Consider the following 25,254-nt stretch of genomic DNA (forward strand, 5'->3'; position numbering starts at 1 on the left):
TCCGGCGGGTGGGGTGACATGCTGGGGGGACCAGGACCAGCACCGCGTCACAGTGAGGTGACCCCTTATGACGAGCCTGCCGAACTCCGTGTCGATCCGGGAGGTCGGACCCCGCGACGGGTTGCAGAACGAGGATCCGATCCCGACCGACGCCAAGGTACGTCTGCTCGACGCGCTCTCCCGCACCGGCGTGAAGCGGATCGAGGCGGTCTCCTTCGTGCACCCGAAGGCGATCCCGCAGATGGCCGACGCGGACGAGGTGTGGCAGCGCGCCGACCGCGTCGACGGGGTGCGCTACTCGGCGCTGGTGCCGAACACGCGCGGGGCGCAGCGCGCGCTCGCCGCCGGGTTCACCGAGATCGAGGTGGTGGTCTCGGCCAGCGACACGCACAACCGACGCAACGTCAACCGCTCGACGGAGGAGTCGCTCGACGACATCGCCGAGCTGATCGACCTGCTGCACGGCGCGGGGGCCCGAGCCGAGGTGATCGTGGCGACCAGCTTCGGCTGCCCGTACGAGGGGGACATCGACCCGCAGCGGGTGGCCGGCATCGTGGACCGGGTGGTGCGGGACGGGGCCGACCGGGTCGCCTTCGGTGACACCACGGGGATGGGCACGCCGCGCCGGGTCCGGGAGCTGCTGACGGCGGTACGCGACCGCAACGCCCACGTCCCGGTGCTGCTGCACTTCCACAACACCCGTGGCACGGCCCTGGCGAACCTGCTCACCGCGCTGGAGCTGGGCGTCACCGAGTTCGACGCCAGCGTCGGTGGCCTGGGCGGCTGCCCGTACGCCCCGGGGGCGAGCGGCAACCTCGCCACCGAGGAGGCGGTGCACATGTTGCACGACATGGGCATCGACACCGGCATCGACCTGGACGCCCTCGTCGAGGTGGCCGAGTTGGCCGAGCGCCTGGTCGGCCGGCAACTGCCCTCCGGCGTGCTCCGCGCCGGTCCGCGTACCCGCCTGGCGAGTTAGAGCCCGGGGCCGGCGGCCGGCCCGGCCCGGCTGCGCTGGCCCGGGGGCGACGACCGGCGGGCGACCGCCAGGGCCTCGGCTCGCTCGGGCGAGCCTTGCGCAACAGAGCCAGGCAGGGCCTGACCCGGCGGACCGGGCTCGCCGCCGAACGGAGCAGGGGCCGGCAGGACGCCGGCCCCTGCGAACCGGCGTGGTGCCGGTCCTCCGGTCGGTCAGCCGACCGTCGCGGCTACGGCCGGCCAGCTGTCGCGGAAGACCGCGCTACCGCTGCCCTCGGCCCGCTCGGCGGCCCGGGTGCCGGCGAAGAGGTTGCTGACCCGGTTCGCCTCGGTCGTGCTCGGATACGGGTTCGTGCAGCTGGTGCCGGCGCTGCCGCCGGACATCAGCAGCGAGCAGTTGCCGTTGTAGTTGTCCGGCAGGCCGAGGATGTGCCCGATCTCGTGGGTCATGATCCGCAGTGGGCTGTACTGCTGGGCCTGCTGCGTGTCGATGTAGACCCGGCCGTTGCCGAGGCTGGTCCGGATGGCGTACGACCCACCGCCGGTGATCTGGTAGATCCGGAGGTTCGAGCCGCAGTTCGCCGAGAGCGTGAGGTTCGTCGTGGCGTTGTTCCAGATCGAGGCGGCCTGGCCGGCGATGCCGGCGAAGCTCCCCGCCTGGCTGGTGTTGTAGCAGATGGTCATGGCGGCGGAGGCCGGTGCCGGGTTGGCCACCGTCACGCCGAGGGTGGCCACCGCCGTCGCTGCGGACGCGGCCACGACTCGGCCGATTCGTGAGGTCATCACTCACTCCAATCCGGAAGGTGTGGGGTGCCAGGAGCCTAGCCATAGAGATAGGCAGATATCAATATCCTGCACGGTCCGGCTCTGGTCGGGCGGGGCCGTCCGGCTCGGATTGCGCGGGGCCGTCCGACTCGGCTCGGCGCCGCCGGCCGGGCCGGACCCACGGCTGTCGAACTCAGGTCGGCGCCGCCAGCCGGTCGAGTGGTCCGCTGCGGCCGCGATGCGCTAACCTAACGATCGTTCAGGTCGGTACGGCGAGGGAGTCGGCGTGACGCTCGACGGTGAGGCACTGGAGCAGCTGCGCAAGCGGGCCAAGGCCGGCGGGGCGGACAAGTACCATGCGGCGAACGCCGCGAAGGGCAAGCTCTTCGCCCGGGAACGGGTCGCGCTCCTGGTCGACGAGGGCAGCTTCGTCGAGGACGGCCTCTACGCCAACGCGCTCGCCGACGGGCTCCCCGCCGACGGGGTGGTCACCGGCACCGCCACCATCGACGGTCGGCGGGTCTGCCTGATGGCGAACGACTCCACCGTCAAGGCCGGCAGCTGGGGCGCCCGGACGGTCGAGAAGATCATCCGGATCATCGAGCGGGCGTACACCACCGCCGTGCCGATGGTCTACCTGGTCGACTCGGCCGGCGCCCGGATCACCGACCAGGTCGAGCTCTTCCCTGGCCGGCGCGGCGCCGGAAAGATCTTCTGGAACCAGGTCCGCGCCTCCGGCTCGATCCCGCAGGTCTGCGCGCTCTTCGGGCCGAGCGCCGCCGGCGGTGCGTACATCCCCGCGTTCTGTGACGTGGTGGCCATGGTCGACGGCAACGCCAGCATGTATCTCGGCTCGGACCGGATGGTCGAGATGGTCACCGGCGAGAAGACCACCCTCGAGGCGATGGGCGGGGCGAAGGTGCACTGCACCGAGTCCGGCGTCGGGCACTTCCTCTGCAAGACCGACGCCGAGGCGCTCGACGTGGTGAAGCGCTACCTGTCGTACCTGCCGGCGAACTGGACGCAGGACCCGCCGACCGTCGAAGCCGCGCCGGCGCCCGAGAAGGCCGACCTCGCCGCGCTGGTGCCGGCGAGCGAGCGGCAGGCGTTCGACATGCGGCGGTACGTCAAGGGCCTGCTCGACGAGGGTTCCTTCTTCGAGATCCAGGCGCTCTGGGCCAAGGAGCTGACCATCGGCTTCGGCCGGTTGAACGGGGAGGTCGTCGGCGTGGTCGGCAACAACTCCATGTTCAAGGGCGGAGTCCTCTTCGTCGACTCGGCCGACAAGGCCACCCGGTTCGTACAGCTCTGCGACGCGTTCAACGTGCCGCTGCTCTTCCTCTCCGACGTACCCGGCTTCATGGTCGGCAGCGCGGTGGAGAAGCAGGGCATCATCCGCCACGGCGCCAAGATGATCACCGCGATCTCCGAGGCGACGGTGCCGAAGATCTGCGTCGTGGTCCGCAAGGCGTACGGCGCGGGCCTCTACGCGATGGCCGGCCCCGGCTTCGAGCCGGACGCCACGATCGCGCTCCCCACCGCGAAGATCGCGGTGATGGGCGCCGAGGCGGCGGTGAACGCCGTCTACGCCAACAAGATCGCCGCGATCGCCGACGAGGCGGAGCGTGCCGACTTCGTCGCCGCGAAGCGCGAGGAGTACGAGCGCGACATCGACATCGTCCGCCTCGCCAGCGAGCTGGTGGTGGACGCGATCGTCGAGCCGTACGAGCTGCGGGACGAACTGGTCCGCCGGTTCGCCGCGGCGCGTGGCAAGGACCGCCACTTCTCCCGACGCCGGCACGGCGTCACCCCGGTCTGATCGACCATTCCCGCGTTCGCCGCGACGTCACGAACGCCCGGCGCCCGTACGTACAGGAGGAACCAGATGGACTTCCGGCTCACCGAGGAGCAAGAGGCGCTGCGGGAGAGCGTGCGGGACTTCGCGCGGGAGGTGGTCGCGCCGGTCATCGCCGAGCACTACGAGAAGCACACCTTCCCGTACGAGGTGATCCGGCAGATGGGCAAGATGGGTCTCTTCGGCCTGCCCTTCCCCGAGGAGCAGGGTGGGATGGGCGGTGACTACTTCGCGCTCTGCCTCGCGCTGGAGGAGCTGGCCCGGGTCGACTCCAGTGTGGCCATCACGCTGGAGGCCGCGATCTCGCTGGGCGCGATGCCGATCTACCGGTTCGGTACCGCTGATCAGCAGGCGCAGTGGCTGCCGAAGCTGCTCAGCGGAGAGGCCCTGGCCGGCTTCGGCCTCACCGAGCCGGGCACCGGTTCGGACGCCGGTGGCACCCAGACCCGGGCGGTGCTCGACGAGGCGACGAACGAGTGGGTGATCAACGGCTCGAAGGCGTTCATCACCAACTCCGGCACCGACATCACCACGCTGGTCACGGTCACCGCGGTCACCGGTACCCGGCCGGACGGCTCGAAGGAGCTCTCGACCATCATCGTGCCCTCGGGCACGCCGGGCTTCACCGTCGCGCCGGCGTACTCGAAGGTGGGGTGGAACGCCTCCGACACCCACGAGCTGACCTTCGACGACTGCCGGGTGCCGGCGGGCAACCTGCTCGGCGAGCGCGGCCGCGGCTTCGCCCAGTTCCTGCGCATCCTCGACGAGGGGCGGATCGCCATCGCGGCGCTCGCCGTCGGCCTCGCCCAGGGCTGCGTCGACGAGTCGATCAAGTACGCGAAGGAGCGGCACGCCTTCGGTCAGCCGATCGGGAACTACCAGGCGATCCAGTTCAAGATCGCCGACATGGAGGCGAAGACGCACATTGCCCGCCTGGCGTACTACGACGCCGCGGCGCGGATGCTCGCGGGCGAGCCGTTCAAGCGGCAGGCCGCCATCGCCAAGCTGCACGCCAGCACGATCGCCGTGGACAACGCCCGGGAGGCCACCCAGATCCACGGCGGCTACGGCTTCATGAACGAGTACCCGGTGGCCCGGTTCTGGCGGGATTCGAAGATCCTCGAGATCGGTGAGGGCACCAGCGAGGTGCAGAGGATGATCATCGCTCGCGACCTCGGCCTCTGAGGACGCCGACCGCGCCGGCGGGACACCGACCGCGAAGAGCCGACCACCGGTGGACGCCGACCGCCGAGGCGGGCGGCGGGCGACTGCTGTCGGATTTCGGCGGGCGAACGTCGGCAGCCCGACGCTGAGCTGCCGAGGATCGCACCTGGTCCGTACTCTTCCACTCCGTGACCCCGGCTCGTGATCGCTCGCCCGACCCGGACGGCGGCGCCGCCCTGCCGGAACTGCTGCGTGGGCACCGGCTGGCCGCCGCTCTCACCCAGGCCGAGTTGGCGGACCGCGCGGGGGTGGGCGTGCGGACGGTGCGTGACCTGGAGCGGGGCCGCTCCTCCCGGCCCCAGCGGACGACCGTCGAGCTGCTGGCCGGCGCGCTCGATCTCGCCGGTGCGGCCCGTACGGCCTTTCTGGCCGCGGCTCGCGGCCCGACCGGCGAACCGGCCAACCCGTCCCCGGGTCCGGTGGAGCCCTCCGCATCCGGGCCCGGCGAAGCCGGACTCGCGGTGACGCTTCCGCCGCCGGTCGAGTTGATCGGTCGCGATCGGGACGTCGACGAGCTGGTCACCATGCTCACCGACGAGCTGGGCCCCCGGCTGGTGAGCCTCGTCGGCCTGGCGGGTGTCGGCAAGTCCGCGCTGGCGCTGACCGTGGGGCATGCGGTGGCGGAGAGCCATCCCGCCGGAGTCGCCGGGGTGCTGATCGGCGAGGGGTCGGACGCCTACGACGTCTTCGCCACCTCGATGGCCGTGCTCGGCGCGGGCCGTGCGCCGGAGCTCGTCGCCCGGCTGGCGGGCCGCCCGGTGCTGCTCGTGGTGGACGCCGCCGAGCGCGCTCCGGGTCCGGTGGCCGAGGTGCTGCACCGCCTGATCGCCGCGGTGCCGTCACTGCGGGTGCTGGTCACCGGGCGGCATCCGGTCGGGCTGTCCGGGGAGCGGGTGTGGCCGGTGACCCCGCTCGAGGTGCCGCCGGCGGAGGCGGAGGTGGGCGGGCCCGCGGCGCTGACCGGGTGGCCGGCGGTCGAACTCTTTCTCGCGCGGCTCGCCCAGGTGCGCCGCGAACCGCCCGTGCCCGCCGAGCTGCCGGCCATCGCCGCGCTCGTACGCCGCCTCGGCGGTCTGCCGCTCGCCATCGAACTGATGGCCGCGCGCGGCCGGATCCTCGACCCGGCCGAGCTGCTCGACAGATACGGCGACCGAGTCCTCGATCTCGCCACTCCGGACCGGGGCACGCAGAGCCGGGGTTGGGAGCCGGGTGGCGCGGAGCCGTACGGGCCGTCGGTGGCGGTGACGCTCCGGGATGCCGTGGCGGCCAGCTACCGGCTGCTCGCTCCCGAGGAGCGGTTGGCGCTGCGGCGGCTCGCCGCGTTCGGTCACCGCTGGTCGGTGGATTTGGCCGAGGAGATGCTCGTCTGCGACGCGGACGCGGACGGCACGGTGGCGATCGATCCCATTCCGGTCCTGGACCGGCTCGTCGAGCTGGGCCTGTTGAGCGTATCCGGCCCCGGACCGTTGCGGTTCCGCCTGCTCGACGCGGTCCGTGAGTTCGCCATCGAGCAGGCCGCAGGCACTGGCGAGCTGGCGCGGATCCGCAGCCGGCACGCCGCGGTGATCGCCGGGCTGGTCGCCCGGACCGTGCCCGATCTGGTCGGCGCCCGCCTCACCGATGCGGTGCGCCGACTCGACGACCTGAACGGCGACATCAGCTCCGCCTTGTCGTACGCCGCCACCCACGATCCGCTGACCGCCCTGCGGCTCGCGTCGGGGCTGTCCCGGTGGTGGCGATTCCGGGGGCGGGACGTGGCCGGTCGGCAGTGGCTGCGCAGGCTGCTGGCCGATCCGCGTACCGCCGATGCGGAGCCGGCGCTGCGGGCGTGGGCGGCGCTCGGCGCGGCCCGGCTCGCCGCCGAGCACGGGGCTGCCGACGAGGAGCTACCCGGGGGGCGCGCGGCAGTGGCCGCGTTCCGGAACGCCGGTGACGTCTCCGGACAGCTCGCGGCCGGCACCGTTCTCGGCAGTCTGCTGATCCGGACCGGTCGCCCGGTGGAGGCCCGGGAGCAGGCCGAAGCGGTGCTGCGGTTGGCGACGCGACACGGACGGATCCGGGACGTGGCGGTGGCGCAGAACAACCTGGCCTGGCACGAGGTCCGCCTCGCCGACCTGGCGGCGGCCCGGCGGCGGCTCGCCGCCGTGGACCGGATCGCCGCGCAGTGTGGGGAGCCGCGGCTGCGGGTGCTCGCGCGGGCGAATCTGGCCGAGGTCGCCCGGCTGGAGGGGCGGTACTGCGACGCCATCGACCAGGGGCACCGGGTGCTGGCGATGCTCGCGGAGCTGGGTGACCCGGGGCACCGGCGCCGGGTGCTCGGCCGGGTCGGGTTGGCGCTCGCCCAGGACGGCCGGGCCGACGAGGCCGCCGAGGTGCTTGCCGAACTCCGTACCTGTGCCCCGATGCGGCTGCGGCTGCGTCCACCGGGGGAGCAGGTCGTGCCCCGGCAGCGATCTGTCGTTCCGACGGCCGGTATGGCCCCGCGGGAGGCCGGCTGGCGGTGGCCGCATCCGGAGGCGGGCATCTGCGCGCTGGTCGAGGGGAACCTCGCGCTGCACCAGGGTGACCGGGAGTTGGCGGCGGAGTGGTTCAGCGCTGCCGTCGAGGCGGGCGCGGACGACTACGACCGTCGGGACACGGTGGAGGCGCTGGTCGGCCTCGCCTCCAGCACCGGTGATCCGGCTGTGCTGGATCGGCTGGAGCTGGTGTGTCGGGAGGGCGCCATCCGGCTGTTGCCGCACGAGGAGGAGCTGCTGTACGCGTTGGCCGCGAACCGTGATGGTCGGGCGTCACGGTGACCGGGGAATCCGGTGGCGGGCCCGGCGGCCGGCAGCGCGTGCCCGGGTCGGGGTGGCGCGGGCGAACAGCCCCCTTTGTTGCTAACCCCTCGCTCTCCGCCCGCGCCGTCACCCCCCGGTGATCCCCCGCTGAGCCGAAGACTAGCCAGCGGGTACCAACCGGTTGGTCCGGTTTCGCAATCGGTGTCCGGTGGCCCGGGTAGTTCTGCCGGTCTTTCTGCCGGTACGGTCGCCGACCGTCACGCCGCCGGCTCGGGCTCCTTCGTCTCGTCGTCGCACTTGCTGTCGCTCCCGGCGGTCGCGCAGGGGTGTACGGCGTCGCGGACCTGACGGAGGGCGCCGACCAGCGCCTGCAGCGATTCCGGGTCGAGTTGGCCGGTGAACCACTCCTCGATGATCCGCAGGTGCCCGGGGAGCACCTCGTTCAGGCGTTGCAGGCCGGCCGCGGTGATCACCGCGAACGAGCTGCGCCGGTCGGAGGGGCAGGCGCGGCGGGTGACCAGGCCGTCGCGCTCCATCCGGTCGATCACCCGGGTCACACCGCTGGTGGAGAGGGTGGTCTGGGCGGCGAGGTCGGTCATCCGGAGCTGGTGCTGCGGCGAGCGGGCGAGGCGGGTCAGCACCTCGAACTCGACGGTGGAGAGCTTGTGTTCCTCGAACTGGGCGGCGAACCGGGTCGACAGCGCGGCGTGCACCTCGTACAGGAGCCCGATGGCGGTGATCCCGGGGGCGTCGAACACGTTCATCACCGATCCATCGTATCAGTTCTTGACACGGGGAATATTGACCTGGCTATAGTTGCTGCGTCAGCGGTTGGGCTACTAAACAAAATCCGGAGGAACGCCATGACCAGCAGCACCGAGGCCGCGACCCGCCAGTGGGAGGGTCTCACCATCCCCACCCCCGGCACCTACGCGCTGGACGCTGCACACAAGCGCGTCGGCTTCGTTGCCCGTCACATGATGGTGTCGAAGGTGCGCGGCGAGTTCGGTGAGGCGGCCGCCACCATCACGGTAGCCGAGGACCCGATGCAGTCCTCCGTCACCGCGACCATCCAGGCTGGCAGCATCCACACCGGCACGGCCGACCGGGACGGTCACCTCCGCAGCGGCGACTTCCTCGACGTCGAGAAGTTCCCGACCCTGGAGTTCCGCAGCACCGGGGTGAAGTCCCGCCACGGCAACGAGTTCGTCCTCCTCGGTGAGCTGACCATCAAGGACGTGACCCGCCAGGTCGAGCTGCACGTCGAGTTCGAGGGCGTCGGTCGTAGCCCGTACGGCCAGGACATCTTCGGCTTCTCGGCGAAGACGGAGATCGACCGCGAGGAGTTCGGCCTGACCTGGAACGTCGCGATCGAGGGCGGCGGCGTGCTGGTCGGCAAGAAGGTCAAGATCGAGATCGAGGGCGAGGCCGTCCGGCAGGCCTGACCCCCCGGCCCGTACGCCGGGTCCACCTCGCGAAAGCGGCGTGGACCCGGCGTCGTCGCATGTGCGGATCGTCACGGCCCGCGTGCCGCCCGAACCGATGACGCAGCAGGTCGACTGGGTAGAGATACGACCAGCGCTCATCCCACGACCGGCCCGGCGGCCGCGTCGAACGGATCGGCCGCTCTCCGCCTCTGGTCCTGACGAGGTGAGCGCTCTTAACGTTATGGGCTGACAACGCGCGTCGGGACGGTACGGCCCCGGTCGCGCCTTATGCCGGGAGGGGCACATGGGCAGGGACGTCTCGCAGGGCGCCTACTCCCGCGAGGACCGGGTCCGCTACCGGCAGAAGGTCCGGCGCTGTCTGGACGTCTTCGCCCTGATGCTGGACGACTTCGGCTTCGACGCCGACCGGCCGATGACCGGGCTGGAGATCGAACTCAACCTGATCGACTCGACCGCCGAGCCGGCGATGCGCAACGAGGAGATCCTCGCCCACATCGCGGACCCGCTCTTCCAGACCGAACTGGGCCAGTTCAACCTCGAACTGAACGCGCTGCCCCGGCTCATCGAGGGCACCGGCTTCGCCGACTACGCGCACGACCTGCGCGGCAGTCTCGCCCGGGCGGACGAGCGGGCCGCCAAGTCGGACGCCAAGATCCTGCTGGTCGGCATCCTGCCCACCCTCACCGAGCGGCACCTGATCGCGGAGAACCTCTCCACGAACGAGCGCTACCGGGCGCTCAACGACCAGATCGTCGGCGCCCGGGGTGAGGACATCGAGCTGGACATCAACGGCGTCGAGCGGCTGCGCACGCACACCGACTCGATCGCGCCGGAGGCCGCCTGCACCAGCCTCCAGTTCCACCTCCAGGTCGCGCCGGACAGCTTCGCCGACTACTGGAACGCCTCCCAGGCGATCGCCGCGGTGCAGGTCGCGGTCGGCGCGAACTCCCCCTACCTCTACGGTCGCCAACTCTGGGCGGAGACCCGGATCGCCCTCTTCGAGCAGGCCACCGACACCCGCCCGGACGAGCTGAAGGCGCAGGGCGTACGACCCCGGGTGTGGTTCGGGGAGCGGTGGATCACCTCGATCTTCGATCTCTTCGAGGAGAACGTCCGGTATTTTCCGCCGCTGCTGCCGATCTGCGAGGAGGAGGACCCGGTGGAGGTGCTGCATGCCGGCGGGGTGCCCCAACTCGGTGAGCTGCGCCTGCACAACGGCACCGTCTACCGCTGGAACCGGCCGGTCTACGACATCATGGACGGCCGCCCCCACCTGAGGGTGGAGAACCGGGTGCTGCCGGCCGGGCCGACGGTGGTCGACATGCTGGCCAACGCGGCGTTCTACTTCGGTCTGGCCCGCGCGCTGGCCGAGGCGGACCGCCCGATCTGGAGCCAGCTGACGTTCAGCTCCGCGGAGGAGAACTTCCACGCCGCCGCCCGGCGCGGCCTGGATGCCGTACTGCACTGGCCGAGGCTCGGCGACGTGCCGGTGACCGAACTCGTGCTGGACGTGCTGCTGCCCAAGGCCGCCGCCGGTCTGGACGGTTTCGGTGTCGCCCCGGCGCAGCGGGACCGCCTGCTCGGAGTGATCGAACAACGCTGCCGTACCGGCCGCAACGGCGCTACCTGGCAGACCGAGGCGGTCTGGGCGGCCGAGCGGCACCGGGGCCTGGACCGCGAGGCGGCCCTGCACCACATGGTGCAGCGCTATGCCGAGCTCCAGCGCAGCAACGAGCCGGTGCACACCTGGCCGGTTGACTGACTTCCGTCGACCGGAGCGTCGGGCGCGCTTGCGCCGGACCCGTCGACCACACCTGACCCGTCGACACGCCGGACGTGCGACCGCGCCTGACCCGCCGACCGCGCTGGGCACGTCGAGAGCGTTCCGGCCGGGCCGGTGCCGGTGGGAGCCGACCCGATCGAGGGTGAGCGTTCGTCAGCCGGTGCGACGCGGCGGCCGGGCACGGCGACCGGACCGGGTCTCCGGCTTGACCGGCTCCGCGGTGGCCGCGGCCGCCTCCGGCTCGCCCGGGTCGTCGAGTCGATCGGCCTCCCCGGTACGCGGCGCGGGCACCTTCGGCACGGGAGGGGTGCTGCCGGGCGGCGCGAACTCCCCGCTGTCGGTGGGCCGGACGGCGTCCGGCGGTGGCGTGGCAGCCGGGCGGTACGTCCCGGTCGAGTCGCCGGTCGTCCGAGCCCCCACCGCCGTCTCGGCCTCGGTCGGGATCGTCGGTCCGGTCGCCGGCTCGGTCGTGCCGACCGTCGGCCCCGACCCGCTCGCCGTGCCGGTCGAGTTCGCGCCGGCCCGCGACGCCGCCCGCCGGGCCCGGCCCTGTGCGAGCGCTGCCACCAGCACCGAACCGCCGATTCCGACGATCACCGCGTACGGGGCGATCAGATGCGCCGACACCTGCTCCGGGGTGATCGCCGACAGCCGTGGTACGGCCAACAGGTAGGCCACCGCGACGAGCAGCGGCCCGGCCGCGCCGGAGATGGCCGCGCCGATCCGGTGCTCCGCCGAGCGGGCGGTGCGCCGGGCAGCCAGTACGCCGATCAGCAGCGCGGAGCCGAGCGAGAGCACCACTCCCGGCCAGTAGAGGTAGTCCCGGATCCAGAATCCCGGCCGGTCCGAGCTGATCTGCCAGATGCCGAGCTGGGCGCTGGCGAGCCCGCGTCCGGCGAGTACTCCGTCGACCACCGCGACCACGGCGAGCAGCCAGAGCCAGGCGACCGTCGCGATCACGTTGGCGGCGGCGGCGCGTGAGCGCAGCGCCCAGAGCGCGGTCAACACCCCCAACAGCACCCCGATCGCCGCGTACCCGGCGGCGAGCCGCTGCGGGGTGGCGGTGTCCGCGGCCACCGCCACCCGGGCGGGAACCGCGACCAGCAGCACGGTGACGAGGCCGCCCAGCCCGGCCGCGATCGACAGGGCGATCCGCCGGAGACTGCTGGCGCGAGCGGTCTCCTCCGTCCCCCGGCCGGCCGGTACCGGGTCACCCTCGTCGGCCTGCCGCGGCGCACCGGACCCGGTCGGGGCGGTCGAACCGTCGAGTCGGGTCGTGGCGGCGTCGGAAGTGACGTCGGAGCTCGCCGGGCTCGGTTCGTGGGCCGTCACCCTCGCGGCGTCGCGCGCCCGCTCGTGCAGGCGGTACGCGCAGACCGCGCCGAGGATGGTCGAGGTGCCGGCGATCCAGGTGGCCCAGACCAGGCTGGCGACCCACGCCCCCCGGGCCGCACCGGCGTCGGCCGGTGCCCAGTTGATGATGCCCAACCCGTAGCCGAAGCCCAGTTGGGCCGCGCCGGTGCCGGCAGCAACGCCGACGGCGGTCGCGATGGATCCTCCCCAGCCGCGTCTGGCCATGCCGGGCAGCGTAACGTCCCGTCGTCGGCGCGGCGAGTCGTCGACAACCGTCCCGTCTGGACGGTGGCGGCGGCGACCTGGCGGGACTCGGTACGGTCGCGGGTGACTGAGGCGGTGTCGGTATGACGGACGGGAACACGAACGGCAATCTCGGCGAGAGACGCGAGGGCAGCCCGGGACGACTCACCGTGGTGCTCGGCGGCGGCATGGTCGCCGTGCTGCTCGCCGCGATCGGCGCGACCGGCGGTTGGCTGCTGGCGGGCGAGGGCGAGCAGTCCCCGGAGAAGCCGGTGGCGGCGCCGAGCGCGACCGGAGCGGCGAGCGGAAGACCCAGCCACCGCCCGGAGCCCACGCGGACCACCCCGTCGGCGCCGCGCACCTCGGCGTCGACCGCCTCGGGGCTGACCGTACCGCCGGTGATCGGCACGGATTTCCTGTACGCGCGCGACGAGCTGCGCGATCTCCGGCTGGGCTGGCGTCTGGTCTTCGGTGACGGTGCGGGCCGCTCGATCGAACGCACCGATCCCGAGGTCGGCCGCGAGGTACGGCGGGGGACGACGGTGACGCTCTACGTGGCCGGACCGCCACCGGAGAGTGAGGTGCCGGACGTCGTCGGTGACGACTGCGCCGACGCGGCGGACGAGCTGGGCGAGTCGGGCTTCTACCCGGACTACCCGAATGGGAAGCGCGGCGAGGTGACCCGCCAGGAGCCGTCCGAGGGGGGCTCGGCGCGCTGGAACGACCAGGTGCGGATCTGGTGCGGGGCGGAGAAGTCGAACCAGCCACCGTTCTTTCCGGCCCCGTGACGCAGACGGCCTGAACTGGACGGACGGTCGGCGACGGTCGTCCGTGGGCGGGTCGGCACGTTGATCCGGGCCGATGGTTGCGCGGCCAGCTAGGTTGGCGGACAGGAGGCCAGGACGCCTGCCCGGCTCGGGAGAGGACGTGCCATGAGCGACGACCGCCAGGAGCCACCCGCCGGCGACCGCGACGAGACCCGCCCGCTTCCGCGCTCCGGCGGCGAGCCGGACGACCAGACCCAACGGCTGCCCGGTCCGGCGGAGCGCGCCGGGGCGAGCTCCCCTGAGTCGGCGGACGCGACGACCCCGCTGGGCCGGCCCACCGATCGGAACGTTCCGGCGCAGCCGGAGCGGGTGGCGCCCTGGTCCGGGCGGGCCGGGGTGCCGCCGCCTCGACCGTCCGACTACCCCGAGCCGGCCGGCGAGTGGTACGAGGAGGAGCAGGGTGGCCGGCGCTGGTGGCTGCCGATCCTCTGGGGCATCCTCGCGTTGCTCCTGGTGGCTCTGCTCGGCGTCGCGTTGTGGCTGCTGAGCAATGCCGCGGACGAGCGGCCCGGCCCGGAGCCGTCAGTGTCGCCCTCGCTCACCACGGCCGCGCCGACCAGCGCCGCCCCGACCTCGGCCGAGCCGACGACCGAGTCCCCGAGCAGCGCTCCGCCGACCGCCACCGAGGCGGTCGAGGTGCCGGTGCCGCCGCTGGCCGGTCTGCCGCAGGCGGCTGCTGAGGCGCTGCTGGACCGGCTCGGGTTGAGCTATCGGGTGGAGTTCCGTCCGTCGGAGCTGCCGCCGGGGCGAGTGATCGGTACCGACCCGGAGGCGGGTGAGGTGGTGACCGAGGAGGAGGAGATCGCGCTCCTGATCTCACAGGCCGATGCCACCTCGGCCGCCCCGACCGGCCTGCCGACGTCGGCCCCCACGACGACGGCTACTCCCTGATCGGGGGCGTTCCCGCGGGCCGGACCGGTGGGGCTGAGGAGGTGCGGTCACCACATCCGTCGTCGGGTGCCGACCAGGCCGAGCCCGGCGAGCGAGATGGTCAACCCGAGGACGCCGGACCAGAAGAGTGCCCGGCGGACGTCGTCCGGTGAGTGTCGTCCCGTGTGCGGGGCGCTCTCGCCGGCCAGCGCGCCGGCTCCGGAGCCGTTCGCCGGGTCTTCGCCGGCCGGATCGGCCGCGTTGTTCGGGTCGCCCGGGACCGTGCTGCTTCCGTCGTCGAGCGGATCAGCGACGCCGGGCGTTCCGTCCCAGCCGGGTCCGTCGTCCGGGTCGGGTGAGGACCCCTCGCCGATCACCGTGATCTCCGGTGCGGGCACCGGCTCCGGCAGATGGGTGGTCGAGGAGAGGGCGGGGTCGCGTACCACGACCGCGAGGGTGGTGGCGGCGCCGAAGAACGCCAGGAGTACGAAGGCATAGGTGATAGGTGAGCGGTGTTGCCGCCGCGCGGCGGGCAGATTGAGCATGGCCATCCCAGGTTCGGGGTCCTGGACGCGCGGGGTGGAACCTGCCGGGGTGGGCGTGCCCTGAGTCTAATGCGAGACACGCCCACAAACTGCGGGTTCGCGGTGCTCAGCCCACCCGGACCGGCGTACGGGAGACCGGCCTGCGCTGCCGCGCGGTGTGCGGTCGCTGCTGCGGCACGGGCCGGTGCTGCGGCAGTTGCTGCAGCCCCTCCCGCTGTACGAAGATCGACCGCCGGTTGACCGCGTCCCCCGCCGCGTTCAACTCGTAGCCGTCGAGCCAGAGCCAACCGTCGTAGGTTGGCCAGTCGAGCACCCGGATCACCCGGAACTTGATGGGCCGGAGGAACTGGACACTCGCCGCGCGAGTCACGTGCAGTACGTCACCGGAGCGGGGAAGCACATGGGCTCCTGAGGAAGGTTGGCCGGCGGCCTCGCCGGCGAGTCTCGTCGGGGGGACTTTTCACGGGTCGATACGGCGAGGTCGTGTCTCGCGTACCGGTGGGTGGTGCGGGTGGTGGTGGTCGGGCCGTACCCGCTGGTGGCGCGCCGCCACCCGACCATCACCCGGCTGCTTCCGGGTTTTGCGCCCACCGCCGCAGCCGGCTGGCGTGCAGCGGTGGGGTCATCACCCCGGGGCAGATCTGGTTGTCGCTGGCCGGATCGGGCCGTTCGGCAGGCCGCCCCCGCTGCGATGATCACTAACGGGTAGGCTGTCGAGACGGTGAGTAACCCGAGCCATACGGACAGAGTGCACCAGCGACGTGCTTCATGCAAGTTGCACGTCGACTTTTGCCGATACGTGAGTGCGACACGTAAAACAGCGCTTGAAGCCATCCGCGTTCGGGCGTCACACTGAGGACCGGTTTCGCCCGCCCGCGGCCGGTCGACGACCGGCACCACCCCCCGAGCCGCGAACCGTCCGCCGTCGAAGCTGCGCGCCGCGGCGGACGGCGACCATCGGCGCGTCGACCGGAGGTACAGGCGGGTGAGGGCGAAGAGCCGGCATGTCGGGGTGACACTCCTCCGCGCGCTAGGCGGGCCGGGCACGAGGCGAAGCGGGGTGGCTCGGTGAGCGAGCGGCGCAGCCCGACCATCCGGCGACGGCGCCTCGGCGCCGAGTTGCGGCGCCAGCGCGAGGCGGCCGGCATCACCATCGAGGCGGTGGCCGAGCAGCTGGAGTGCTCGGCGTCGAAGGTCTCCCGGATCGAGACCGGTCACACCACGGCCACGCCGCGCGACGTGCGCGACATGCTCCGGATCTACGGAGTGGTCGGCGTGGAGAGCGACGAGTTGGTGCAGATCGCCCGGGAGGCCCGGCAGAAGGGCTGGTGGCATCCGTACAGCACCGTGCTGGTCGGCGCGTACGTCGGGCTGGAGGCGGCGGCGAGTTCGATCCGGGCGTACGAACAGCAGGTGGTGCCGGGTCTGCTCGAGACCGAGGAGTACGCGGGCGCGATGATCCGGGCCGCCCGCCCGGACTTCACCCCGGATCAAGTCGCACAACGTGTCCGTGTCCGCCTCGGTCGGCAGTCGTTGCTGACACAGGATGATCCGGTCGATCTGTGGGTGGTGCTCGATGAGGCGGTGGTGAGCCGTCCGGTGGGCGGGGACGAAGTGATGCGGAACCAGTTGAAACGGCTGGTCGAGGTCGCGGAGCTGCCGAACGTGACGTTGCAGATCCTGCCTTTCGAGGTGGGGGCGCACGCCGGCATGGATGGCACCTTCACGATCCTGAGCTTCCCCGAGCCCGGTGATCCGGATGTCGTGTACGCGGAGAACGCCACGGGTGGGCTCTTCCTCGAGAAGGGCGACGAACTGCAGAAGTACAGCTTCATCTTCGATCACATTCGAGCGGCGGCCATTCGTCCGGAGGAGTCCATCGCACACATCGCGAAACTGGTAGAGGAGCCGCTGTGGAAATGGCGACCAAGGGGTTCTCCGTGGACCTGACGCAGGCAACGTGGTTCAAGAGCTCGAAGAGCGGGCCGAACTGTGACAACTGCGTGGAGGTGGCGTACGTGCCGGGAGTGGTCGGCGTCCGGGACTCGAAGGACAAGACGGGGCCGGCCCTGATCTTCGCTCCCGCTGACTGGCACGCCTTCGTCGCCAGCACCAGGAACGGCGGGTTCGGTTCGGCCTGAAGCACTCGGGCGCAAAGGCGACGGGGCGGGTCCTCGTCCGGGATTCACCGGACGGGGGCCCGCTGCCGCGTTCCGGGCCCGATCGCCCGAACAATCACCGACGGATGTGCGCTCCATTTCCTTTCGAAGAGGCCGCGGCGGGCCACGATCCACCGGGCGTCCCGTCGCCACAAGCGCCCCGCCTCGTTGAACCCGTCGGTATGGCGCCGGTGCAGAAACCGGCCGCGGGGGATCGGCAACCGAGCGAGGCAGGCGAGACGCATGACGACGATCGGGTCAGAGAACCTCACCAACGGTCCGAGCAAATCGGAGCGGTTCGGTGGCAAGTACCGCGGTGCGCGTCGGGACACCGTCCTCACGGAGGTGGTCGCGGGTGACCCCGAGCGGGAGGAGGCGGCCGAGCACTCCGCCTCTGCGATCAACCTGCCGTCGCTGGAGCCGAACTCGCACGGTGCCGCGAACTTCCCGGCCAGCTGGTCCACCGAGCCGGGCGACTCGCTGGTCGACCACCCACTGCTGCAAGGGCTGCTGTTGGAGCTGCCGCCGAAGGGCAGCCTGCCGCCGCCCGGCTGGCTCGACCGCTGGTTCGAGGCGACCCGCGCGATTCTGGAGCTGCTATACATGCAGGGGGCGGGCCGCCCCCGGTGAGGCCGGCGCCGGCACCCGGGCCCGCTCGCTGAGCCGGTTGTGCCGCAGCGCGTGCCGGATTCCGACGGCGAGGATCCCGAGCGCACCGGCGGTGATCGCCGGCCCGGTGACCCCCGGTTCGGTGAGTTGGTCACCGCCGCTCGCCGCGATCATCCCGGCCACCGCCAGCAGAGCGGTCACCTGCAGGGGCAGGCCCATCAACGGATGCGCTGCCGCGGCGCGCAGACCGTACGGCGCCGGCGTGTCCGGGGCAGTGGCGAAGGCGCCCGCTCCGGCCCAGAGCCGGCGCACCCGGCGGACGGTGCAGACGGCGACGACCAGGGCGGGTACGGCGGCCACGTCGAGGGCCGCGGCGGCCCGGTCGGCCGGCGCGTCCCCACCGCTGAGCAGCCCGGCCACCAGCACGGCCGAGGTCAGCGCGAGCCCGCTCACGACCAGGCCGAGCAGCCATCCGCTGCGCCGACGGATCGAGCAGGCGCGCTCCAGCCGGGGTAGTCCGTCCGCGAGGAGGCCGGCGGCCAGCCAGACCGCGGCGACCGGCAGCAGCACGACGAGATGACTATCCATGCCGAACAGCCTTGCCCGTCCGCCCGCTCGGCGAATCCGGGCAGCGCCCCCGTTGGCCCCGGACGTGCTCCCGTAGGGGTCATCCTTCACGCGTTATGAAAGATTCGACATGTTTCAATGACGCACCCCCTCGCTCTACTCTCGGCTAGATCGGCAGTCGTCGATCCGATCGGGTACCCGTTTCGGACGGCTGCCAGTCGGAGGGAGGTAGAGAGATGGGTCTTGCCCACAGGTCCGTACTCGTCGGGGTGGCCACGCTCAGCATGCTGGCCGCCGCCACGCCCGCACTGGCCGCCGAACCGACCGGCACCATCCGAGCGGCGGGCGGGGCCACCGCCGTGGCCGACAGCTACATCGTCGTCTTCAAGGACACCGCGGTCGGCCGGGACTCCGTCAGCGACAACGCCCACCGCCTGACCGGGCGGCACGGCGGATCCGTCGCCCGCACCTACGAAGCCGCGCTGCGCGGATTCGAGGCGCGGGTCGACGAGAAGACCGCCGCACGGATCGCGGCCGACCCCGCCGTGGCGTACGTCGAGCAGAACCACACCGTTTCGATCGCCGACACCCAGCCCAACCCGCCGTCCTGGGGCCTGGACCGGATCGACCAGCGGAACCTGCCCCTGAACAGCTCCTACACCTACCCGAACACGGCGTCCAACGTCCGCGCCTACATCATCGACACCGGCATCCGATTCACGCACAACGACTTCGGCGGCCGGGCCGTCTCCGGCTTCGACGCGATCGACGGCGGCGCGGCCGACGACTGCAACGGTCACGGCACGCACGTCGCGGGCACTGTCGGCGGCTCCGCCTACGGTGTTGCCAAGGGCGTCCAGCTCGTCGGCGTCCGGGTGCTCAACTGCCAGGGCAGCGGCACCAACGCCCAGGTCGTGGCCGGCATCGACTGGGTGACCGCGAACGCCGTCAAGCCGGCGGTGGCGAACATGAGCCTCGGCGGCTCGGCCAACAGCTCGATCGACACGGCCGTCACCAACTCGATCAACTCGGGCATCACGTACGCGGTCGCCGCCGGCAACGGCGACATCTTCGGCAACCGGCAGAACGCCTGCAACTACTCGCCGGCCCGGGTCGGACCCGCGATCACCGTCGGCGCGACCCAGAACAACGACGCGGCCGCCAGCTTCTCCAACTTCGGCACCTGCGTCGACATCCTGGCCCCGGGCGTGAACATCACCTCCGCCTGGTACACCAGCAACACCGCGACGAACACGATCAGCGGCACCTCGATGGCCTCGCCGCACGTCGCCGGCGTCGCGGCGCTCGTGCTCTCCGCGACGCCGGGGCTGACCCCGCAGCAGGTCCGCGACAACCTGGTCAACAACTCGACCCCGAACGTGCTGACCAACCTCGGCACCGGCACCCCGAACCGGCTGCTCTACGTCGTGAACGGGTCCACCCCGCCGCCCACCAACGACTTCTCGGTCTCGGTGTCGCCGACCTCCGGCTCCACCGCGCCGGGCGGCTCGGTCACGGCGACCGTGGGTACGGCCACCACGAACGGCTCCGCCCAGTCGGTCAGCCTCTCCGCCAGTGGCCTGCCGAGCGGCGCGACCGCCTCGTTCAGCCCGTCGACGGTGACCTCGGGCGGCTCCTCGACCCTCACCATCGCCACCTCGGCCGGCACGCCGGCCGGAAGCTATCCGATCACCATCACCGGTACCGGTGCGTCGGCGACCCGTACGGCCACCTACACGCTGACCGTGACCGGTACGGGCGGCGGCTGCTCGGGCACGAACGGCACCGACGTCGCGATCCCGGACACCGGCGCCACGGTGGCCAGCTCGATCGTGATCTCCGGATGCGGCCGCAACGCCTCGGCGAGCTCGCAGGTTCCGGTCAACATCGTGCACACCTTCCGCGGTGACCTGGTGATCGACCTGGTCGCCCCGGACGGCTCGTCGTACCGGCTGAAGAACAGCAGCTTCTTCGACGGCGTCGACAACGTGAACACGACCTACACCGTCAACCTCTCCAGTGAGGCGGCGAACGGCACCTGGCAGCTGCGGGTGCGGGACGTCTACTCGGGCGACACCGGCTATATCAACACCTGGTCGCTGACCCTCTGACCAGTGGCGACGGAGGGCCCCTCCCCGGTCGGGGAGGGGCCCTCACACGTGTCGTCGAGGAGTGCGGTCAGACCGCGAAGCCGGCGGGGCGTTCCGCGGCCGGTGCCGGCGGCGCCGCCTTCCACAGCCCGAGCTTCTGCGCGAAGAGCCGGCTCAGGAACGCCGGGTTGAGGATCACGTAGCGGCGCCAGAGCCGCTTGGGCTCCAGGCCCAGACGCCAGAGCCACTCCAGACCGGCCCGCTGCATCCACGGCGGGGGCTTGCGCAACAGCCCGGCGTGGTAGTCGAAGGCGGCCCCGACCGCCATGAGCGGCATGTCGAGCAGCGGCCGCATGGCATACGTGAAGACCTCCTGCCGGGGACAGCCGAGCCCGACCAGGACGAGCCGGGCGCCACTGGCCCGGATCCGGTCCGCGATCTCGACGTCCTCGCCCGGCTGCACGGCCCGGAACTTGGACGGCTCCACACCGGCGATCTTGAGCGCCGGGAACATCCGCTCCAACGCCGGGATCAGCCGGGACAGCGTCTCCTCGGTCGAGCCGTACAGGTAGACCGGCAGACCCTCGTCGGCGAACCGGGAGAGCACGTGCAGGGTCAACGTCGGGCCGTACACCCGGTCCCGGAGGCCTGCGTGGTGCAGCAGGTTGAGCGCCCAGCGCACCGGCTGGCCGTCCGGGGTGACGACGTCGAAGGAGTTGAGCCGGGCGTTGTGGGCCCGGTCGAGCACGCCCGTCATCACGCCGTGCACGGCCAGCGCGGTCAGCGCCAGCGGGCGGCGTTCCTGGGCGGCCGCGACGACCTGCTCGGTCGCCTCGGCGTAGTCGGTGGCGTCGACCAGGACGCCGAGCACGTTCTGCTTGCGCTGCACGGTCATGCCGAGGGCACCCACTTGTCCACGTTGGCCTCGTAGATCTCCCGCATGATCATCGGTACGTCGTAGACCTGCTTCCATTCGGGATAGTCGGCCTGGAACGCCTCGTTCGAGCCGATCCACCACTTGTGGTCGCCGACCCGGTTGGCCTCGACGTACTCCGAGACCATCTCCCGGCCGGTGATCCGCTCGGCCTCGGCGAACGCCTCCCGCATGGAGGTGTTGGAGTGCCGCCCGCCGCCCAGGTTGTAGACCGCCGCCGAGCGGGGGTTACGGAAGAACGCCTCGAACGCCCCGACCACGTCCGAGCTGTGGATGGCGTCCCGGACCTGCTTACCCTGGTAGCCGTAGATCCGGTACGTCCGGCGCTCCATGTTGGCCCGCATGACGTAGCCGAGGAAGCCGTGCAGCTCGGTGGCGGAGTGGGCCGGGCCGGTCAGCGTGCCGCCGCGGAAACACGCCGTACGCATGTCGAAGTAGCGGCCGTACTCCTGCACCATCACGTCCGCGGCGACCTTCGAGGCGCCGAAGATCGAGTGCAGGGAGGAGTCGATCGACATGTCCTCCCGGATGCCTTGCTCGTACGGGTGCCCGGGCTCGATCTCCCAGCGGGTCTCCAGCTCCACGAAGGGCAGGCTGTTGGGCCGGTCGCCGTAGACCTTGTTGGTCGAGCAGTGGATGACCGGCGCCTCGATGCAGTGCTCGCGGACGTTCTGGAGAACGTTCAGCGTGCCGCCGGCGTTGACGTCGAAGTCGGTGTAGGGGTCACGGACCGCCCAGTCGTGCGAGGGCTGCGCGGCCGTGTGGATCACCACGGCGATCTCCGCGCCGTACCGCTGGAAGAGCTTCGCCAGCGCGTCCCGGTCGCGGATGTCGATCGAGTGATGTGTGTACGCCGACCCCAGCTCCTGGGTCAGCCGCTTGACGTTCCACGCGGTCGACGCCTCCGACCCGAAGAACTGCTGCCGCATGTCGTTGTCGATACCGACCACGTCGAGACCGAGACCGGCGAAGTGCCGGACCGCCTCGGAGCCGATCAGACCGCCCGACCCGGTCACCAACGCGACACTCACACGCCACTCCTGGTCCATCGGAGGCAGAAAACCATTCGGAGCATAGCGTGATGCTCGACATGCCCCGATATGCCGCGAGGGCCCCGCGACCCGCGGAGCCCTCGTGTGGTGGTGGGGAAGGGGGGAGTTGAACCCCCACGCCCTTTCGGGCACACGGACCTGAACCGTGCGCGTCTGCCATTCCGCCACTTCCCCGTGGCACGACCGGATAACTGTAACCCGACCCGACCTCGCCGCCAGCGGCGGGGCCCGGCAGATATTACGCTGTTCCGGTCATCGCCACGACCGGTTACCGTTCGTGGCGGACGAAAGAGTAGCACGGTAGGAGCGGCCCATCCGAACGGGCCGGGAGCAGGCGGCCGAGCGGCGTGTGAGCTGCGCGCGCGCCGGCCGGATACCATCATGTCCTCGGGACCCGAGGAGGAGCCGGTGAGCGTGCTGCAACGCTTCGAGAAGCGTCTGGAAGGCCTGGTCGAAGGGGCCTTCGCCAAGGTCTTCAAAGGGGTGGTCCACCCCGTGGAGATCCTCAACGCCATGCAGCGGGAGGCTGAGGCGCACAAGGCCATCCTGGCCGGTGGGCGCACCCTCGTGCCCAACCGCTACGTGATCGATCTCTCGCCGTACGACCACAGTCGGCTGGCGCCCTACGCTGCCGCGCTGGCCCAGGAGCTGGCCCAGTCGCAGGCGGAGTTCATCGGCGAGCAGGCCTGGACGGTCTACGGCGACGTGATCGTCGAGATCGAGCGCGGCGACGGGCTGGACACCGGGATGTTCCGGGTCACCGCCGAGGTCTACACCGGCGGCGACGTGGCCCCGGCCCCGGGCCCCGGCTACGACGCCGGCCCGCCCGCCTATCCCGCGTACGACCAGGGTGGCGGCTACGGGCCTCCGCCCGGGCACGGCGGCGGGCGCAACGTACGCCTGGTCTCCGGCGACGGTCGCACCTACCCGTTGCAGATGGGCTCCACGGTCATCGGCCGTGGTGACCAGGCCAACCTCCGGCTCCCGGACGTCGGGATCTCCCGGCGGCACGCCCGCCTCGACTTCGACGGTGGTCAGGTGGTGCTGACCGACCTCGGCTCGACCAACGGCACGATGGTCAACGGTCAGCGGGTCTCGGCCGTCGCCCTCAACCCCGGGGACATGATCCAGCTCGGCACCACCACACTGACCTTCCGCGTGGACGGCTGATCAGCGTTGCCGGAACTCGTCATCACCGTCGCCCGGTTCGGGTTCCTGATCCTGCTGTGGATCTTCGTCTTCACGGTGGTCGGCGTCATCCGCCGCGACCTCTTCGCGGGTGCCCGCTCGGGCCGGCTGGTCGCCGCGCCCCGGACGTTGGGCGCCGTGGCGGGTCAGGCGGCGAAGCCGGCCAAGGTGAAGCGGGGTCGGGCAGCGCACCAGCTGGTGGTGACCGCCGGTCAGCTGGCCGGCACTCGAATCACGCTCGGTGAGGCGCAGATCACCATCGGTCGTGCGGAGGACTCCACCCTCGTCATCACCGACGACTACGCGTCGGCGCGACACGCCCGACTCGTGCCACGTGACGGGCAGTGGTTCGTAGAGGACCTCGGTTCGACTAACGGCACCTATCTGGATCGCGCTAAGGTCACCGGACCGACCCCCGTCCCCCTCGGCGTGCCGATCCGGATCGGCCGCACTTCCCTCGAATTACGGCCATGACTCTGACCCTGCGCTACGCGGCCCACAGCGACCGCGGTCTGATCCGAGACGGCAACCAGGATTCCGTCTACGCCGGACCGCGGCTACTCGCCGTTGCCGACGGCATGGGCGGCATGGCCGCCGGTGACGTCGCCAGCAACATCGTCATCGGTGCCATGGCGCCGCTCGACGAGGACGTCCCCGGGGACGCTCTCGTCGACGCGCTGCGATCAGCCGTCGGCACCGCCAACCAACAACTCCGCGACACCGTGGACGCCAATCCCCAACTGGAGGGGATGGGCACCACACTCACCGCGACGCTCTTCTCCGGCAGCAAGCTCGGCATGGTGCACATCGGCGACTCCCGTGCGTACCTGCTGCGCAACGGCGAGTTCGCGCAGATCACCAAGGACGACACCTACGTCCAGATGCTCGTCGACGAGGGCCGGATCAGCGCCGAGGAGGCGAGCAGCCACCCGCAGCGGTCGCTGCTGACCCGTGCGCTCGACGGCCGGGACATCGACCCGGAATACTCAGTGCGCCAGGTGCTTCCCGGTGACCGCTACCTGATCTGCAGCGACGGGCTCTCCGGTGTGGTCAGCGCGGACACCATCGGCGAGACCATGCGTGAGTACACCGACCCGCAGCAGTGCGTCGAGCGGCTCGTCCAGCTCGCGCTCCGCGGTGGTGGCCCGGACAACATCACGGTGATCATCGCTGACGCGACCGACCAGGACATCGTCGAGGCGACACCGATCGTGGGCGGCGCCGCCGCCCGGGATCGAGGCATGGCGACCTCGGCGGACATCTCCACCCCGGCCGCCCGGGCTTCGGCGCTCTCGGCGCCGCGCTCACCGGCGCCCGAGGAGCCGACTCCCGACGAGGACGAGCCCGAGCGGCGCCGGCACCGGCCGGTACGCGCGGCCGCGATGGGGATCGCCCTGCTGGTGATCCTCGGCGGTGGCCTCTTCGCCGGCTGGAGCTACACCCAGCAGCAGTACTACGTCGGGGCCACGGAGGAGGGCCAGGTCGCGGTCTTCCGTGGGATCCAGGGCCAGATCGCCGGCCTGGATCTCTCCACCGTGCACTCCACCAGCCCCGCACAGCTCGACGACCTGACCCTGGCCGCACAGGAGCAGGTCAAGCAGGGCATCCCCGCCAAGAGCGAGCCGGACGCCGAGCGTCGGCTGGCCGAGCTGACCAGCGAGGACCCGACCAACCCGAACCTCAAGCCGGTCTGCCCGAGCCCGTCCACGCCGGTCGCCTCGTCGACCCCGTCGACCTCGTCGAGTCCGTCGAGTCCGTCGCCGAGCACCGTCGCGACGACGCCCACGCCGAGCGGCAGCGCCGCCGTCGGCGCGCCGACGGCCAGCAGCCGCGTCGGCCAGGTCTCGAACAGCCCCAGCCCGAGCGGCAGCGTGGTCGGCACCGAGCCGACCAGCACGCCCGACGCGCCACCCTCCGACTCGGCTCCGCCGGCGCTCGACCCGGCCGGCTGCCGGTCGCCCGAGTGAGCGTCGGCCCGACCCCG

The 25,254-nt window shown here is 71.6% G+C and carries 23 protein-coding genes and 1 tRNA gene; 15 read left to right on the forward strand and 9 right to left on the reverse strand.

Going from position 1 to position 25,254, the window contains the following annotated elements:
• Positions 1-67 precede the first annotated feature (67 nt).
• Positions 68-979 carry a hydroxymethylglutaryl-CoA lyase gene (locus tag D7147_RS29505; protein ID WP_120683556.1) on the forward strand — a complete coding sequence of 304 codons (912 nt, stop codon included), beginning with the start codon at positions 68-70 and terminating at the stop codon, positions 977-979.
• Positions 980-1,191: 212 nt separating this feature from the next.
• Here D7147_RS29505 and D7147_RS29510 read toward each other — a convergent pair whose 3' ends face one another.
• A complete protein-coding gene (locus tag D7147_RS29510; RefSeq protein ID WP_199716725.1) occupies positions 1,192-1,761 on the reverse strand; it encodes a snapalysin family zinc-dependent metalloprotease in 570 nt (189 codons plus the stop codon).
• A 268-nt stretch (positions 1,762-2,029) separates the two neighbouring features.
• Between D7147_RS29510 and D7147_RS29515 the strand changes: the two genes are divergently transcribed.
• The 3 genes from D7147_RS29515 (at position 2,030) to D7147_RS29525 (ending at position 7,620) form a co-directional block, all read left to right on the forward strand.
• On the forward strand, positions 2,030-3,562 hold the full coding sequence (locus D7147_RS29515; protein WP_120683560.1) for an acyl-CoA carboxylase subunit beta: 1,533 nt from the start codon (positions 2,030-2,032) through the stop codon (positions 3,560-3,562).
• Between the two features lie 66 nt (positions 3,563-3,628).
• The gene (locus D7147_RS29520) at positions 3,629-4,783 is read left to right on the forward strand and encodes an acyl-CoA dehydrogenase family protein (protein WP_120683562.1); all 1,155 of its coding nucleotides are present in this window, start codon (positions 3,629-3,631) and stop codon (positions 4,781-4,783) included.
• A gap of 167 nt (positions 4,784-4,950) precedes the next feature.
• Positions 4,951-7,620, forward strand: a complete 2,670-nt coding sequence (locus D7147_RS29525) for an ATP-binding protein (protein WP_120683564.1) — start codon at positions 4,951-4,953, stop codon at positions 7,618-7,620.
• 239 nt (positions 7,621-7,859) lie between these two features.
• On the opposite strand, the gene D7147_RS29530 is transcribed toward D7147_RS29525, so the two are convergent.
• A complete protein-coding gene (locus D7147_RS29530) occupies positions 7,860-8,366 on the reverse strand; it encodes a MarR family winged helix-turn-helix transcriptional regulator (protein ID WP_120683566.1) in 507 nt (168 codons plus the stop codon).
• A 99-nt stretch (positions 8,367-8,465) separates the two neighbouring features.
• Here D7147_RS29530 and D7147_RS29535 point away from each other — a divergent pair, with 99 nt between their 5' ends.
• Together D7147_RS29535 and D7147_RS29540 are read left to right on the forward strand one after the other, a co-directional pair.
• The gene (locus D7147_RS29535; protein WP_120683568.1) at positions 8,466-9,047 is read left to right on the forward strand and encodes a YceI family protein; all 582 of its coding nucleotides are present in this window, start codon (positions 8,466-8,468) and stop codon (positions 9,045-9,047) included.
• Positions 9,048-9,333: 286 nt separating this feature from the next.
• Positions 9,334-10,812: a glutamate--cysteine ligase family protein gene (locus D7147_RS29540; protein ID WP_120683570.1), complete on the forward strand. Its 1,479-nt coding sequence runs from the start codon at positions 9,334-9,336 to the stop codon at positions 10,810-10,812.
• A gap of 174 nt (positions 10,813-10,986) precedes the next feature.
• On the opposite strand, the gene D7147_RS29545 is transcribed toward D7147_RS29540, so the two are convergent.
• Complete coding sequence (locus tag D7147_RS29545; protein ID WP_120683572.1) at positions 10,987-12,411, reverse strand: hypothetical protein; 1,425 nt, start codon at positions 12,409-12,411, stop codon at positions 10,987-10,989.
• A gap of 122 nt (positions 12,412-12,533) precedes the next feature.
• Between D7147_RS29545 and D7147_RS29550 the strand changes: the two genes are divergently transcribed.
• Positions 12,534-13,217 (forward strand): PASTA domain-containing protein, encoded by a 684-nt coding sequence (locus D7147_RS29550; RefSeq protein ID WP_120683574.1) that lies wholly within the window; start codon positions 12,534-12,536, stop codon positions 13,215-13,217.
• Positions 13,218-13,361: 144 nt separating this feature from the next.
• Positions 13,362-14,147, forward strand: coding sequence for a PASTA domain-containing protein (locus tag D7147_RS29555; RefSeq protein ID WP_120683576.1), 786 nt, complete (start codon positions 13,362-13,364; stop codon positions 14,145-14,147).
• Between the two features lie 47 nt (positions 14,148-14,194).
• On the opposite strand, the gene D7147_RS29560 is transcribed toward D7147_RS29555, so the two are convergent.
• Positions 14,195-14,677, reverse strand: coding sequence for a hypothetical protein (locus D7147_RS29560; protein ID WP_120683578.1), 483 nt, complete (start codon positions 14,675-14,677; stop codon positions 14,195-14,197).
• 100 nt (positions 14,678-14,777) lie between these two features.
• Positions 14,778-15,071 carry a hypothetical protein gene (locus D7147_RS29565; protein ID WP_120683580.1) on the reverse strand — a complete coding sequence of 98 codons (294 nt, stop codon included), beginning with the start codon at positions 15,069-15,071 and terminating at the stop codon, positions 14,778-14,780.
• Positions 15,072-15,739: 668 nt separating this feature from the next.
• Here D7147_RS29565 and D7147_RS29570 point away from each other — a divergent pair.
• The 3 genes from D7147_RS29570 to D7147_RS29580 all read left to right on the forward strand — a co-directional run bounded on the left by D7147_RS29570 (position 15,740) and on the right by D7147_RS29580 (position 17,460).
• Positions 15,740-16,621, forward strand: coding sequence for a helix-turn-helix domain-containing protein (locus D7147_RS29570; protein WP_120683582.1), 882 nt, complete (start codon positions 15,740-15,742; stop codon positions 16,619-16,621).
• Positions 16,591-16,812, forward strand: a complete 222-nt coding sequence (locus tag D7147_RS29575; protein ID WP_120683584.1) for a DUF397 domain-containing protein — start codon at positions 16,591-16,593, stop codon at positions 16,810-16,812. The genes D7147_RS29570 and D7147_RS29575 overlap by 31 nt, the downstream gene beginning before the upstream one ends.
• A gap of 261 nt (positions 16,813-17,073) precedes the next feature.
• Entirely contained in the window at positions 17,074-17,460 is a 387-nt protein-coding gene (locus D7147_RS29580) for a hypothetical protein (RefSeq protein WP_120683586.1), read from the forward strand.
• Here D7147_RS29580 and D7147_RS29585 read toward each other — a convergent pair.
• Positions 17,428-18,027 carry a hypothetical protein gene (locus D7147_RS29585; protein WP_120683588.1) on the reverse strand — a complete coding sequence of 200 codons (600 nt, stop codon included), beginning with the start codon at positions 18,025-18,027 and terminating at the stop codon, positions 17,428-17,430. The two genes, D7147_RS29580 and D7147_RS29585, sit on opposite strands and share 33 nt — an antisense overlap.
• A 215-nt stretch (positions 18,028-18,242) precedes the next feature.
• On the opposite strand from D7147_RS29585, the gene D7147_RS29590 reads away from it, so the two are divergent.
• Entirely contained in the window at positions 18,243-20,117 is a 1,875-nt protein-coding gene (locus D7147_RS29590) for a S8 family peptidase (RefSeq protein ID WP_120683590.1), read from the forward strand.
• A gap of 67 nt (positions 20,118-20,184) precedes the next feature.
• Here D7147_RS29590 and D7147_RS29595 read toward each other — a convergent pair whose 3' ends face one another.
• The 3 genes from D7147_RS29595 to D7147_RS29605 form a co-directional block, all read right to left on the reverse strand.
• Positions 20,185-20,991 carry a WecB/TagA/CpsF family glycosyltransferase gene (locus tag D7147_RS29595; protein ID WP_120683766.1) on the reverse strand — a complete coding sequence of 269 codons (807 nt, stop codon included), beginning with the start codon at positions 20,989-20,991 and terminating at the stop codon, positions 20,185-20,187.
• Positions 20,988-22,061 carry an NAD-dependent epimerase/dehydratase family protein gene (locus D7147_RS29600; protein WP_120683764.1) on the reverse strand — a complete coding sequence of 358 codons (1,074 nt, stop codon included), beginning with the start codon at positions 22,059-22,061 and terminating at the stop codon, positions 20,988-20,990. The genes D7147_RS29595 and D7147_RS29600 overlap by 4 nt, the downstream gene beginning before the upstream one ends.
• Positions 22,062-22,170: 109 nt before the next feature.
• Positions 22,171-22,256: transfer RNA gene (locus tag D7147_RS29605), tRNA-Leu, on the reverse strand.
• A gap of 207 nt (positions 22,257-22,463) precedes the next feature.
• Between D7147_RS29605 and D7147_RS29610 the strand changes: the two genes are divergently transcribed.
• Genes D7147_RS29610 through D7147_RS29620 form a run of 3 tightly spaced genes read left to right on the forward strand, consistent with a single transcriptional unit; the run spans position 22,464 to position 25,237 of the window.
• Complete coding sequence (locus tag D7147_RS29610) at positions 22,464-23,252, forward strand: FhaA domain-containing protein (protein WP_120683592.1); 789 nt, start codon at positions 22,464-22,466, stop codon at positions 23,250-23,252.
• Between the two features lie 6 nt (positions 23,253-23,258).
• Positions 23,259-23,744, forward strand: a complete 486-nt coding sequence (locus tag D7147_RS29615; RefSeq protein WP_120683594.1) for an FHA domain-containing protein FhaB/FipA — start codon at positions 23,259-23,261, stop codon at positions 23,742-23,744.
• Positions 23,741-25,237 (forward strand): PP2C family protein-serine/threonine phosphatase, encoded by a 1,497-nt coding sequence (locus tag D7147_RS29620; protein ID WP_120683596.1) that lies wholly within the window; start codon positions 23,741-23,743, stop codon positions 25,235-25,237. The genes D7147_RS29615 and D7147_RS29620 overlap by 4 nt, the downstream gene beginning before the upstream one ends.
• Positions 25,238-25,254 lie beyond the last annotated feature (17 nt).

This window comes from Micromonospora musae, assembly GCF_003626545.1.
Classification (GTDB): domain Bacteria; phylum Actinomycetota; class Actinomycetes; order Mycobacteriales; family Micromonosporaceae; genus Micromonospora; species Micromonospora musae.